Here is a 12,912-nt window from a genome sequence, read left to right as displayed (position 1 = left end):
GCACAGATCGGCCACGAGTGCGGGGGAGCGGTCGATAATGCTGACCATGACGAATGCGAAGCTAGGCGAGGCCCTGCGGCTCCTTGGCCTCGATCACGCGGCCGGCCAGGTGTATCTGGCGCTGCTAGAGCTGGCCCCCGCACCGCTGACCGCGATCGGAGCCGCGGCCGGTCTCGACGACGGCGACCTCGCCTCGGCGTACCGCGTCCTCGTCGACGCCGGGCTGGCCAGCGCCGCCGACGGGGACGCGGACGTGGTGGCCCCCGTGCCGCCGACGGCCGGCCTGGAGATCCTCGCCCGGCACCGGGCGGCCGAGGTCGAGGAGTCACGCATCGCCGTCGGGGGCGCCTTCGAGTCGTTCCGGCGACAGCGGCTGGCCGCGTACAACGACGATCTCGTCGAGGTCGTCACCGGCGACGCCATCGGCCCTCGGATCCGGCACGCCTGGGCCAGTGCCCGCGAGCAGATCCGGCAGCTGGAGTCACCGCCGTACTTCGACGTGCCCAGCGCCACGGACGACGCGCTGGCCACGCTCGCCCGCGGGGTGACGCAGCGCGTCGTGTACTCGCGGGAGTCGCTGGAGCACCCCGGCCGGCTGAAGGACGCCATCGAGCCGTGCATCAACGCGGGTGAGCAGGCCAGGGTGCTGCCGTCCGTGCCGGTGAAACTCGTGATCATCGACGAGGCGTACGCACTGGTGTCGTTGTCGATCAAAGAGGCCGACGTGCACAACACCATGCTGGTCGTGCAGCCGTGCGGACTGCTGTCCGCGCTCATCGCCCTGTTCGAGCAGTCCTGGCAGAACGCCCTGCCGTTCCACGGCTCGACGGCCCTGCGCGGCGGGTTGGCGCCTGCCGACCGCCGCCTGCTGTGGCTCCTCGCGGGCGGCGCGGGCGACGACACCATCGCCCGTGAGCTGGGCATCAGCCGCCGTACGCTCTTTCGCCGGCTGCAGATGCTGATGGCCCGGCTCGGTGCCGCGAACCGTTTTCAGATGGCCTTGCAGGCCCAGCGCGCAGGGTGGCTGTGAGGGACCCAGGGTCTGACTTCAGACTCCTGACTTCAGACTTCTGACTTCAGACTCCTGAAACTCCTGCAGGTAGGGGCCGTCTTCGGATGGCCCCTACTTCGTGCCCGCCTCCGGTTTTCCGGAGGTCAAAGTTCCACTTCTGTGGCCGCCACCTATTGACCACCCCTGCCCCCAGCCATAGTCTCGCGCCCATCCCCAAATTGGTATACCAAAAGGCGAGCGAGTAGGAGTGTGTCATGGATGCCGTCTACGACAGGCCGGCGACGGTCACGGTCGACGGGCCGCCCCGCACCAGCCCCGGCCTCTACAGCCCCGACCTCGCCCCCACCAAGAAGGAAGGGCGCCGCTGGGGTGCGTACAACGTGTTCACGCTCTGGGGCAATGACGTGCACAGCCTCGGCAACTACGCCTTCGCCGTAGGGCTGTTCGCGCTCGGGATGAGCGTGTGGCACATCCTGATCGCCTTCGCGGTCGCCTCGGGTCTGCTGCTCGTGCTGCTGAATCTCTCGGGGTACATGGGGCACAAAACGGGTGTTCCGTTCCCCGTGATGAGTCGTATCGCCTTCGGGATCAAGGGGGCGCAGATCCCGGCCATGGTGCGCGGTGCCGTGGCCATCGCCTGGTTTGGGATACAGACCTATCTCGCCGCGTCCGTCCTGAACGCCCTCGTCAAGGTCCTGTTCCCCGGGCTCGCCTCCCTCGACGAGACCTCGGTCCTGGGGCTGTCCGTGCTCGGCTGGATCAGCTTCCTCGTGCTGTGGGCGGTCCAGGTCCTCATCGTCAGCTTCGGCATGGACCTCATCCGCAAGTACATGGCGTTCGCGGCGCCGACGATCCTGATCACCATGTGTGCGCTGGCGATCTGGATGTTCGTCCGGGCGGACGGCTCCATCGCCCTGTCGACCGGTGACGCCCCGACCGGTCTCGCCGCGTGGGGCGAGATCCTGCGCAGCGCCGCGCTCTGGGTCGTCATCTACGGCACCTTCGTGCTCAACTTCTGCGACTTCACGCGCTCCGCGAAGAGCCGCGGCGCGATCGTCCGCGGCAACCTCATCGGCATCCCCGTCAACATGCTGTTCTTCGCGGGCATCGCGGTCGTGCTCAGCGGTGCCCAGTTCAAGCTGAACGGCGAAGTCATCACGGGTCCGGAAGACATCGTCCGGACGATCCCCAACACCTTCCTGATGGTGGCCGCGTCGCTCGCCTTCATCACCCTCACCATCGCGGTCAACCTGCTCGCGAACTTCGTCGCGCCCATCTACGCCCTGGTCAACCTGTTCCCGCGCAAGCTCACGTTCCGCAGCGCCGGGCTCGTCAGCGCCGTCATCGGACTGATCATCCTGCCCTGGAACCTCTACAACAGCCCGACCGTCGTCAACTACTTCCTGGGCGGACTCGGCGCCCTGCTCGGCCCGGTCTTCGGCATCGTGATGACGGACTACTGGCTGATCCGCCGGACCCGCGTGAACGTGCCGGACCTCTACACCGAAGACGCGGATGGTGACTACCAGTACCGGGGTGGCTGGCACGTGCGGGCGATCGGCGCCCTCGTCCCGGCAGCGGCCGTCGCCGTGGTCGTCGCCCTGGTCCCCGCCTTCGAGTCCGTCTCCGGCTTCTCGTGGTTCATCGGCGCGATCCTCGCCGCCCTCCTCTACCTGGCCTTCGCGGACCGCAGCCGGCCGGCCCGGGACGTCGACGGCGCGGCCATCGCGGTCGACGCCTCCAGCAGCGCCGCCCACTGACAGCGCCGGGCACGGTCGGCCCCGGCCACAAGGGGAGCGACCAACGCCCGTATCCCTCCACGAGATCCTCCGGCTCCACCCGCACAGAAAGCCCACCCATGCGCATCCTCGTAGTCAACGTCAACACCACCACCTCGATCACCGAGAGCATCGGGATCCAGGCCGCCGAGGCCGCGTCGCCGGGCACCGAAATCGTGCCGCTCACACCGGAGTTTGGCGCCGAGTCCGTGGAGGGCAATTACGAGAGCTACCTCGCGGCGGTCTCCGTGATGGAGGCGGTACGCGCCTACCCGCAGCCCTTCGACGCCGTCATCCAGGCCGGATACGGCGAGCACGGGCGGGAGGGGCTGCAAGAACTGCTCGACGTGCCCGTCGTCGACATCACCGAGGCCGCGGCCAGCACCGCGCAGTTCCTCGGCCACCGCTACTCCGTCGTCACCACGCTCGACCGGACCGTGCCGCTCATCGAGGACAGGCTCCGGCTCGCGGGACTGCTCGACCGCTGCGCCTCGGTCCGGGCCAGCGGTCTGCCCGTACTCGCCCTGGAGGAGGACGCGGAAGCCGCCGTGAAGGCCATCGTCGAGCAGGCGGCCCGCGCCGTCGAGGACGACAAGGCCGAAGTCATCTGCCTCGGCTGCGGCGGCATGGCGGGCCTCGCGGAGCGCGTGACCGAGCGCACCGGCGTACCGGTGGTCGACGGCGTCGCGGCGGCGGTGACCATCGCCGAATCCCTCGTACGCCTCGGTCTGTCCACGTCCAAGGTGCGTACGTACGCGGCGCCGCGGCCCAAGACCGTGAAGAACTGGCCGCCGCGCTGGGTCTGAGCTACCGGGGGCCTGACTACCGGCTCACCGGTCCGGCTCCTCGAAGTCCGGGAAGGTGGGCGGGAAGAGTACGTCGGCTCCGCGGCCGTGTACGTCCCGCTCGCCGTAGGCCGCGCGCATCTTGTCGAACAGGGCCTGCGCGCGGCGGCCCAGCTCGTCGGTGTCGACTCCGGGCAGCCGGCCGTCGACGAGGACCGGCCGGCCGTTCACCACGGAGCAAGTGGCGTTGCGGGCACTGCCGTTGAGGAGCAGCGTCCGTACGGGGTCGTCGAGCACGCCGTCACGGAAGTCGTCGAGCCGGAACGCGACGAGGTCGGCGCGGGCGCCCGGCGCAAGGCGGCCGAGATCGTCGCGGCCCAGGGCCCGGGCCCCGCCGAGCGTGGCGGCCTCGACATACGCCTCGGCGGGCGCGGCATCCGCCCGCCCGTCGACCACCTTGGCGAGGTGCACCCCGAGGTCCATGCCCCGGATCAGGTCAGGCGGGAACGAGTCGGTGCCCAGGCACAGATTGAGCCCGGCGTCGCGGTACGTGCCGAAGGAGTGCAGCACGTCCCCGTAGCGCAGTGAGGTCTGCGGGCAGTGCACGACGGACACCCCGGCGTCGACGAGGACGGCCAGGTCGCCGCGGTCCTCGCCCTGCACGGACGGGTGGCGGTCGATGACGATGCCGTGCGGCACGAGCAGCCGGGTCTCCAACAGGCCGCTGCGGGTGAGGAGTTCGAGTGGCGTGCAGTCGTGGATGCGTCGCACGAGTGCGCGTTCCGTCATGCCCTGCAGGCAGTGCAGGCGGACCGGGACGTCCCGGCTCAGGGCCAACTCGGCTGTGGCGTCCAGGAGTTGGGGGGTGAGCGTCTCGATGCGGCAGGGCAGGAGCGCGCCGCGTACGAGCGGGTCGGCCAACTGCTCGACGTGGTCGAGGAACCGCTCGGCGTCCCGCAGCCCGGCCCGCCCCCGCTCCTCGTCGAACGCGATGTCGCGCCGGCCGTCGGGGTGGACGACGTTCACGCCGGAGCGGTAGCTCGGCCCCAAGTAGCCGCGCAGGCCGAGCCGTCGCGAGGTGTCGGCCATGGCGACGAGCTCGTCGTACGTCTCGGCCCACGCGCTGTGCACCTCGGAGGCGATCGGCATGTAGGTGGTGATGCCGTGCAGGGCGAGCTGGACGAGTGCGTACGTACGGATCACCGAGCGCTCGTCCGGGGTGAACACGTCGCGGCTGCGTGCGGCGTACTCGTACGACCACTGGTGCCCCGGGGCGAGTTCGGGCGAGGCCCAGGAGTCGAGGACGAGGTGGTCGATGTCGGCCAGGGCGTCGAGATCGATGAGCCCCGGTGTCACCAGGCAGTCGCCCAGATCGACATCGTGGTCGAGGGGACCGGTCCAGCCGCGGCCGACATGGATGAGGGTGTCGTCTTCCCAGACCACCTCGCCGTCGCGCAGCAGCACGTGGCGTCCGCCCTGGTGGGCGAGCACATGGGCGGCGCGCCAACGAGTACGCAAGGGATCCTCCTGAGGTCGCCGGCCGGGCGGGGCCGGCGTCGGAGTCGGCGTCCAGACCGTAGCATTTGGAATACCAGATAGCGGCAGGGGCGGTGGAGGGGGCCTAGCCGCGCAGCAGCCGGGCGATCTCGTCCTGGCCCTTCTCCTCGGCATGCTGCAGCGCCGTCTTCCCGGACTTGTCCTCGAGGGAACGGTCGGCGCCCCCGGCCAGCAGAAGCTTCACGGACTCCTGGTGGTCCTTGCCGCCGTCGCCGAGGATCACTGCCTCCAACAGGGCGGTCCAGCCGAGGTCGTTGATGTGGTTGATGTCGACGTCGATGTCCGGGTTGGTGGTGACCTCGCGGATGTAGTCGACGTGACCGTGCTCGCCGGCCGGGATCAGGGACGTGCCGCCGTACCGGTTGACCAGGGTGTAGTCCGGGTCCGCCGCGGCCAGCACCCGGGCCATCTTGGCGCTGCCGGTCACGCCGGTGACCAGCCAGGGAGTATCGCGCTGCGCGTCGACCGCGTCCGGGTCGGCGCCCGCCTCGACGAGCAGCCGGGCGGCCACGTCGTGGTCGCCGGTGGCGGCGAGGAGCAGCGGTGTGCGGCGGTCGGCGTCGCGGGTTTCGAGGTCGGCGCCGCGCGCGATGGCATCGCGTACGGCATCGGGCTTTCCGTCGCGCGCGGCGGTGAGGAGGTCCCGGCTCGCGGCGGGGTCGGATTCCTGGCGCTTCACCTCTCCCTTGGCCGTGGCTGACGCAGATCCGGATGAGGACTGGGCTGCTGCGGGCGTCCGCTCGGCCGTGGGCGCGGCGTCGGACTGCGCGCTGCACGCGGTCGCGAGCACGGCCGCCCCGGCGAGCGAGGCGATGAGAAGGGTGATCCTGCGCGACGAAGCCATGGGGTCCTCTTTCGTGGTCGTGGGGGAGCCGGCGGCCGATGAGGGCCCGTTCAGTCCATGCTCGGAGCGCTTCGCGGGCGCGGCCGTCGCTGAACCGGCTGGAGCCCGGCGGCGTACGGAGGACTCCCGGGTCGACCGATCGGCTGATGCGCCGCATGCCCGATCCCCAGTATCCGATATTCGGTATACCAAACAGGCTCCTCCCTGACCTGGTGAGAGAATGAGCCGCATGGCAGGTTCTGAAGGCTTCGAGCCCGAGTCGGATCGGGTCACCCGGCAGTTGCGGGACGACATCCTCGACGGCGTACGTCCACCCGGGAGCAAGCTCGTCGAGCGTGAGCTCGCCGCCGATCTCGGCGTGAGCCGGCTGCCCGTGCGCGAAGCCCTCAAGTCGCTCGTGGCGGAGGGCCTGGTGACCCCGCGACCGCGGACCTGGGCCGTCGTGCGGGAGTTCAGCCCCACGGACGTGTCGGACCTGGACGAAGTGCGCTCCGCACTGGAGACCCTGACCTTCCGCCTCGCGGCCCAGCGCTGCACCCGCCCGGGGCTCGAACAGCTCCGCGCCAACCTCGACGCGGAGCTGGACGCGGCCCGGCAGGGCGACGCCGTACGCGCGCGCCGCGCCGCCGCCGACTTCCACGAGACGGTGACCTCGCTCGCCGCCAACGAACTGCTCACCGAGCTGGAACGCACGTTGCGCAGCCGGATGCGCTGGCTGCTCAGCCGGCACGACGACCTGCTGGCCGTCGCCAAGGAGCACGAAGAGCTCTACGACTCGATCGCGGCGCGGGACGTGCAGCGCGTCGAGGAACTGGTCATGCAGCACCTGGAGACGGGGCGCGGCGCGATCGCCGCGCATCTGCGGGCGGCCAAGGAGCAAACGGCCGAGGAGTAGCGCGTACGGAGCTGATCAGACGGGGCCGACGCGGGGAGCGGGTCCGTCCTCCTGGGCATCGGTCCCCGCGAGCGGAATCGCCGCGGAGACGACCGTCCCGAGCCCCGGATCCGTCTCGACGGTGAGCGTGCCGCCGAGCTGTTGCGCCCGCGCCCGCATCGCCGGCAGGCCGTGCCCGCGTACGCCGCCGGGCTGTCCGGTGGCATCGAAGCCGCAGCCGTCGTCGGCGATGTCCAGGACCACCTGGTCGTCGAGGTGGGTGAGGGTGAGGGCCGCCGTGGTGGCGTCGGCGTGCTCGCGTACGTTCGCAAGGGCGCCCTGCGCGATCCTCAGCAGCGCGGACTGGACCCGGTCGGGCAGCGGCGTCAGCGGATCGCCGTCCTGGCGGAAGCGGACCTGGAGCGCGCCGGACGTCTCGCGCGCGGCGAGCCTGCGCAGCGCGTCGGTGAGGCCGCCGCCCTCGGCCAGGTCGGCGGGGGCGAGATCGTGCACGAAGCGGCGGGCCTCGACGAGGTTGTGCTCGGCGATGGACTCGGCGCTGCGGACATGGCGCAGGGCGGTCTCGGGGTCCGTGCTCCAGAGGCGGCTCGCTGCCTGCAGCAGCATCTGCTGGCTGGACAGGCCCTGGGCGAGGGTGTCGTGGATCTCCATGGAGAGGCGCTGCCGCTCGGCGAGCGTGCCCTCGCGCCGCTCGGTGGCGGCCAGTTCACGACGGGTGCGTACGAGATCGGCGACAGTGGTCCGCAGCCGGTCCGTCTGGCGCTGGGAGTACGTGAACACGGCGGTGGCGACGGCGGAGCCGGCCAACGGCGCGAGGATCAGGTTCGGGTCGAAACCGAAGCGCAGCCGCAGTTTCATCTGCGCCGCCACGACGAACGTGGTGAGCAGGAAGACGAGAATGACCGCGGCCCGCAACCGCAGGGTCCGCAGACCGGTGTAGAAGAGCGGCACCGCGCACCAGCCGAAGCTCGGCGCGAGGTAGGCCAGGGTGAGCCAGATGCCGATCACGGCGGTCAGCCAGACCTTGTGTGCCGTGCCCGCGCCCGTCCGGTCCGGAGTGGGGTCCTCCCGTGGGCCGATGACCGGGCCGAGCAGGTAGAGCAGCGCCAGCGTGACCGCGAGCACCAGCACCCACGGGGTGGCGGGCGCCTTGGGGTGGACCATCAGATAGCGGGTCAGGGACGAGCCGAGGAGCACGAAGAAGGCCACATGCATCACGGCCGCGAGCCAGCGGGCGTCCGGGTCGGCGAACGGCTGCGCGTCCGGGACGGCGAACGGCTGCTCCGCGTGGGACGTCCCGGCCGGGGACGGCTCCTCGGGCGACCGCTTGTCTAGCTGCACCGCTTGCCTCTTCCGTCTTCACGCACCGTGTGCCCTTGTCCCACTTGTCCTGCCGTACCCATGGTGACCTGGGCGGATGACCCTCGCATCAGCTGATCGGTTGACGGGGCCGTCATCCGTCGGGCACGCGGACGGCAGCCTCCAGGTCGACCGGTGGGGGCGGGTTCCGCCGCCACGATGGATACCAGAGCGGGAACGCAGCAAGCAGAGCTTCCCGAGCCACCTGGTTGACCCTGAGGAGCCAAAGATCATGAAGAAGCTTTCCCTGCGTACCCGTGTCCTGACCGGTTCCGTCGCCGCCGCCGCGCTCGCCGCCGGCACCTTCGGCACCGTCTCGGCCAACGCCGCCACCCCGGCCGCGGACGCCAAGAACAAGAACACGATGCAGTCCACCCACCTGACCATCGAGGCCGCCACCAAGGCCGCGCAGGTCACCCTCGACGCCGCGAAGAAGGAGAACCAGCGTGTCTCCGTCGCCGTCGTGGACCGCAACGGCAACACCATCCTGACGCTGCGCGGCGACGGCGCCGGCCCGCAGTCCTACGAGGCCGCGCAGAAGAAGGCCTTCACCGCCGTCTCCTGGAACGCCCCCACCTCGCAGCTGGTCAAGAACCTCGAGAAGGCCCCGACGCTGAAGGACATCCCCGGCACCCTCTTCCTCGCCGGTGGCGCCCCCGTCACCGTGAAGAACGCCCCGATCGCGGGCATCGGCGTGGCCGGCGCCCCGAGCGGCGACCTGGACGAGAAGTTCGCGCAGGCCGGCGTGGCCTCCCTCGCCAAGTAGTCCGTCCCACCGGGCAGTTCACAGACTCCGGCGGCACCCGCCCCCCCCGTACGGGTGCCGCCGGGCTTTTTCGTACGGACATGGAGGACCAGATGCACGAACGCAACCGCCGGCTCCTCGACGCCGCCCGCCGTGGCGACGCCGCAGAGGTACGTGCCGCCCTGGACGCCGGAGCCTCCGTGGAAGCGCGAGACGAGGACCTGCGCTCTCCCCTCCTGATCGCCTCCCTCAACAGTCATGTCGAGGCGGCGCGGGTCCTTGTCGCGGCCGGCGCCGACCCGAACGCCCAGGACATGCGCCACGACAGCGCCTGGCTGGTCACCGGCGTGACCGGCAATGTCGCGATGATGCGGGTCCTGCTGCCCGCGGGCCCGGACCTGACCCTGCGCAACCGCTTCGGCGGGATCTCGCTGATCCCGGCCAGCGAGCGGGGCCATGTCGCCTACGTACGGGCCGTGCTGCGCGAGACCGACATCGACGTGAACCACGTCAACGACCTCGGCTGGACCGCCCTGTTGGAGGCCGTGATCCTCGGCGACGGGGGCCTCGACCACCAGGAGATCGTGGAACTGCTCCTCGCGGCGGGCGCCCGCCGCGACCTCGCCGACGGGGACGGCGTCACACCGCTGCGGCACGCCGAGCGGCGCGGCTTCAAGGCCCTCGCGGCACTGCTGAGGGCCGCCTGATGGCGGGCGCCGGCCGGGGCACGGCCCTGCGGGGCGGAGTCCTCGGAACTGCCGCTCTGGTGCTGTTCCTCGCCGGGTGCGGTACCGGCGGGGCCGCCGAGTCCGCGCCCGCCGCGCCCCGGACCGCCGACGTGAAGCCGTCAGGTCCGGCCCCCGCGCGCACCGCGCAGGGCACCCTCCTTGTCGCGGACTTCGACGCCGACACGGTCACCTTCGTCGACCCGGACCGTGGGCCCATCGACTCGGTGAAGGTCGGGACGGCGCCGTACGGCCTGGTCGTCGGCGACGACGGCAGGGCATGGGTGGCGACCGCCGAGGGCGTGGCCGTCGTCGACACCGAGACGCGCAAGAGCCTCGGCCGGATCCCGTACGAGACGAAGACCGGACCCGTCACGACGGGCGAGTACCGCGGCGGCGGCATGGGCATCGCCCTCGCACCCGACGGCAAGCAGGTGTACGTCGGCGTCAACGTCCCTGGTGAGAAGGGGGTGTTGGAGGTCATCGACGCCGACCGGCGCGAGGTGACGGACACGGTTCCCGTCGGCCGCCGCCCCTTCGACGTCGATGTCTCGCGTGACGGCGCCGAGGTGTACGCCACCGGGCACGACTCGTACGACGTGACGGCCGTGCGCACCGACTCGCTCACGCCGCGCAGGCTCGTGGTCGCCCCGTACGGCGAGCTCGGCCTCGGCTCCTGGCTGAAGCCGCACTATGCCGCCGTACGCGACGACGGCAAGGTGCTGCTGCCCTTCGAGGGGGAGCGGCTTGCTGTCCTCGACCCGCGTACCGGGAAGGTGGCCATCGAGAAGATGACCGCCAACACTCATCAGCACGGCGCCGCCGTCGCCCCCGACGGCACCCTGCTCGTCGTCGGCACGGGGCCGATCGACGGCTCCGACGAGGGGCCGTCCCTGACGGTCCGCGCGCCGGACGGCAAGGAGCGCGTCGTGCCGCTCGACGGTCCGCACGAGGACGTCGCGGTGTCCGAGGACGGCCGCACCGCGTACGTCACCGGCGGCTTCACCCGGGAGGGCTCGTGGGACGGCATCACCGTCGTCGACCTGGACAGCGGTGAGACGCGGCGGCTGCCGGCCGGGGTGCGACCCCTGGGCATCGCGGTTCTCTGACCGCCCCTTTGCGCGCCCTTTTGCTCAGGGGCAGCGGCTCGCGAGGACGCAGAACTCGTTCCCCTCCGGGTCGGCCAGGGTCACCCAGCTCTCCTCGCCACTCTGGCCGACGTCGGCGTGCCGGGCGCCCAGGTCGAGCAGGCGGCGGACCTCTTCGTCCTGCTCCCGGTCGGTCGCGTTGACGTCGAGGTGGAGCCGGTTCTTGATCGTCTTGCCCTCGGGCACGCGCGCGAAGGTCAACGTCGGCGACACCGGACCCGGATGGCTCTTGGCCTCGGGGGCTGTGGGGGAGCCGATGGTGACCACCCCGTCCTCCTCCTCGTCCAGCACCTCGTAGTCGAGGACCGAGCACCAGAACCGGGCCAGGGCGTGCGGATCAGCGCAGTCGATCGCGAGCTCGGTGAACTTGCTGGCCATGTGAGGACCTCCCGGTGACGTAGGGGGTGCGGCGCGTGCAGCGGGTGCGGCGAGTGCAGCGAGTACAGGGAGTGCGCCGAAGGGGAACACGCTAGTGGCGCTGGAATGGAACGTGTATTCGATTAAGCGGTAAGGTGCGGTCATGGCCATGCACCTCCAGGGCTCCCTCTTCGACCAGCCCGACGACGCGACCGGCTCCCGCCTCGCCCCGCTCGACGGCCTGCGCAGGACCGAGCTGGGTGACGGTGCCTGGATCGACCTGCTGCCCGGCTGGCTGAGCGGGGCGGACGGGCTCTTCGAGCGCCTTGCCGCGGCCGTGCCGTGGCGGGCCGAGCGGCGGCAGATGTACGAACAGGTCGTGGACGTACCGAGACTGCTCGCCTTCTACCGCGAGGGCGTCCCGCTCCCGGACCCGGTCCTGGCCGAGGCGAGGGGCGCGCTCGGTGCGCATTACGCCGCCGAGCTGGGCGAACCCTTCACCACGGCCGGCCTCTGCTACTACCGGGACGGCCGCGACAGCGTGGCCTGGCACGGCGACCGGATCGGTCGGGGCGCCCGTGAGGACACCATGGTCGCCATCCTCTCGGTGGGCTCCCCGCGCGACCTGGTCCTGCGCCCGCTCGGAGGCGGGCCGAGCGTGCGGCGGCCGCTCGGGCACGGCGATCTGATCGTGATGGGCGGTTCCTGCCAGCGCACCTGGGAACACGCGATCCCCAAGTCGACGCGCGCGGCAGGACCGCGCATCAGCATCCAGTTCCGTCCGCGCGGCGTGAGTTGAGCCCGCGCGGGGTGGAAGTCAGAGGTTGAAGGTCGTCACCACCGCGAGATGGTCCGACGGCCAGCCCGAACCCCCGCCCCATGTACGGGAGTTGGTCGCGTCCAGCGAGCCGCCCCGGTAGAGGATGAAGTCGATCCGGTCCTGCGGCTCGGGGCGGCCCTCGTTCGTCTTCACCACCGGCGACCAGGTGTTGCCGGGGCGGGCCGCCTCGTCCGGATTGACCTCGCGGTACGAGTCCCAGTAGCCGGCGTCCGCGAAGACCTTGGTGGCGGGCCACTGGACCACCGAAGCGCAGTGCGCCGCCTTGGTGTCGGCGGTCCAGTCCAGGTGGGACGGCGTGTTGAAGTCGCCGGCGATGATCGCGGGGCTGGAGCCGGCCCAGCTGAGGATTTCCTGCGCCTGCTTCTTGCGGTTCGCCTCGTCGGCGTAGATGGTCTCGTAACTGTCGTTGTCGAAGCAGGCGTTGTACGGGCCGTACTTGGTGTAGTCGAGATGCGCCGAGTAGATCCAGATGCCCTTGATCTTCACGGCGACCGTGCCGCCGCCGCCCGTCGTCCAGTCGGTGCCCTCGAAGGGGAGCCTGCTGATGATGTCGACGTCGGTGCCGGTGTCGGTGGCGTACCAGCCGAGCTTGTCCGCGATCTGCCGGGTCGAGCTGCCGGAGTACTCCTGCAGCGAGACGACGTCGGCGCCCGCCTTGGTGATCTCGTTCGCGGTCTTGTTGGTGCCGTCGGGGACCTGGGTGCCGCCGTGCCAGGTGTTGAAGCTCATCACGGTGAGCGTGCCGGCGGCGGGAGCGGGGGCCGCCGCCGGAGCGGGTGCGGCCAGGCCGAGGGTGAAGGCGGCGGCCAGGGCGGTGCCCGCGCAGGCCGCCCGCCGGAAGAGTTTCATGTCCATGCCATGTTCGT

The 12,912-nt window shown here is 70.9% G+C and carries 13 protein-coding genes; 8 read left to right on the top strand and 5 right to left on the bottom strand.

What is annotated here, in order from left to right:
• Window positions 1-46: 46 nt before the first annotated feature.
• The 3 genes from OG430_RS08900 to OG430_RS08890 all read left to right on the top strand — a co-directional run bounded on the left by OG430_RS08900 (window position 47) and on the right by OG430_RS08890 (window position 3,596).
• Window positions 47-1,030 carry a LuxR family transcriptional regulator gene (locus tag OG430_RS08900; RefSeq protein WP_327351892.1) on the top strand — a complete coding sequence of 328 codons (984 nt, stop codon included), beginning with the start codon at window positions 47-49 and terminating at the stop codon, window positions 1,028-1,030.
• A 236-nt stretch (window positions 1,031-1,266) separates the two neighbouring features.
• Complete coding sequence (locus OG430_RS08895) at window positions 1,267-2,772, top strand: NCS1 family nucleobase:cation symporter-1 (protein WP_327351891.1); 1,506 nt, start codon at window positions 1,267-1,269, stop codon at window positions 2,770-2,772.
• Window positions 2,773-2,870: 98 nt separating this feature from the next.
• Window positions 2,871-3,596, top strand: a complete 726-nt coding sequence (locus tag OG430_RS08890; protein ID WP_327351890.1) for an aspartate/glutamate racemase family protein — start codon at window positions 2,871-2,873, stop codon at window positions 3,594-3,596.
• Window positions 3,597-3,620: 24 nt separating this feature from the next.
• On the opposite strand, the gene OG430_RS08885 is transcribed toward OG430_RS08890, so the two are convergent.
• Both OG430_RS08885 and OG430_RS08880 read right to left on the bottom strand, forming a co-directional pair.
• Complete coding sequence (locus tag OG430_RS08885; protein ID WP_327351889.1) at window positions 3,621-5,093, bottom strand: chlorohydrolase family protein; 1,473 nt, start codon at window positions 5,091-5,093, stop codon at window positions 3,621-3,623.
• 103 nt (window positions 5,094-5,196) lie between these two features.
• The gene (locus OG430_RS08880; protein ID WP_442816451.1) at window positions 5,197-5,976 is read right to left on the bottom strand and encodes an ankyrin repeat domain-containing protein; all 780 of its coding nucleotides are present in this window, start codon (window positions 5,974-5,976) and stop codon (window positions 5,197-5,199) included.
• Window positions 5,977-6,205: 229 nt separating this feature from the next.
• Between OG430_RS08880 and OG430_RS08875 the strand changes: the two genes are divergently transcribed.
• The gene (locus OG430_RS08875) at window positions 6,206-6,871 is read left to right on the top strand and encodes a GntR family transcriptional regulator (protein WP_327351888.1); all 666 of its coding nucleotides are present in this window, start codon (window positions 6,206-6,208) and stop codon (window positions 6,869-6,871) included.
• A 15-nt stretch (window positions 6,872-6,886) separates the two neighbouring features.
• On the opposite strand, the gene OG430_RS08870 is transcribed toward OG430_RS08875, so the two are convergent.
• The gene (locus OG430_RS08870; protein ID WP_327359004.1) at window positions 6,887-8,086 is read right to left on the bottom strand and encodes a sensor histidine kinase; all 1,200 of its coding nucleotides are present in this window, start codon (window positions 8,084-8,086) and stop codon (window positions 6,887-6,889) included.
• 376 nt (window positions 8,087-8,462) lie between these two features.
• Here OG430_RS08870 and OG430_RS08865 point away from each other — a divergent pair, with 376 nt between their 5' ends.
• The 3 genes from OG430_RS08865 (at window position 8,463) to OG430_RS08855 (ending at window position 10,809) form a co-directional block, all read left to right on the top strand.
• The gene (locus OG430_RS08865) at window positions 8,463-8,996 is read left to right on the top strand and encodes a GlcG/HbpS family heme-binding protein (protein WP_327351887.1); all 534 of its coding nucleotides are present in this window, start codon (window positions 8,463-8,465) and stop codon (window positions 8,994-8,996) included.
• Window positions 8,997-9,088: 92 nt separating this feature from the next.
• Window positions 9,089-9,682 carry an ankyrin repeat domain-containing protein gene (locus OG430_RS08860; RefSeq protein WP_327351886.1) on the top strand — a complete coding sequence of 198 codons (594 nt, stop codon included), beginning with the start codon at window positions 9,089-9,091 and terminating at the stop codon, window positions 9,680-9,682.
• Entirely contained in the window at window positions 9,682-10,809 is a 1,128-nt protein-coding gene (locus OG430_RS08855) for a YncE family protein (RefSeq protein ID WP_327351885.1), read from the top strand. The genes OG430_RS08860 and OG430_RS08855 overlap by 1 nt, the downstream gene beginning before the upstream one ends.
• Window positions 10,810-10,833: 24 nt before the next feature.
• Here the strand turns inward: OG430_RS08855 and OG430_RS08850 are convergent, their stop codons facing one another.
• Window positions 10,834-11,226 carry a VOC family protein gene (locus tag OG430_RS08850; RefSeq protein ID WP_327351884.1) on the bottom strand — a complete coding sequence of 131 codons (393 nt, stop codon included), beginning with the start codon at window positions 11,224-11,226 and terminating at the stop codon, window positions 10,834-10,836.
• A 142-nt stretch (window positions 11,227-11,368) separates the two neighbouring features.
• Between OG430_RS08850 and OG430_RS08845 the strand changes: the two genes are divergently transcribed.
• The gene (locus OG430_RS08845) at window positions 11,369-12,004 is read left to right on the top strand and encodes an alpha-ketoglutarate-dependent dioxygenase AlkB (protein ID WP_327351883.1); all 636 of its coding nucleotides are present in this window, start codon (window positions 11,369-11,371) and stop codon (window positions 12,002-12,004) included.
• A gap of 18 nt (window positions 12,005-12,022) precedes the next feature.
• Here OG430_RS08845 and OG430_RS08840 read toward each other — a convergent pair whose 3' ends face one another.
• The gene (locus OG430_RS08840; protein ID WP_327351882.1) at window positions 12,023-12,901 is read right to left on the bottom strand and encodes an endonuclease/exonuclease/phosphatase family protein; all 879 of its coding nucleotides are present in this window, start codon (window positions 12,899-12,901) and stop codon (window positions 12,023-12,025) included.
• Window positions 12,902-12,912: the final 11 nt, after the last annotated feature.

Origin of the sequence: Streptomyces sp. NBC_01304, assembly GCF_035975855.1 — a bacterium.
Lineage (GTDB): Bacteria > Actinomycetota > Actinomycetes > Streptomycetales > Streptomycetaceae > Streptomyces.
This window is presented reverse-complemented; position numbering and strand designations above follow the sequence as displayed.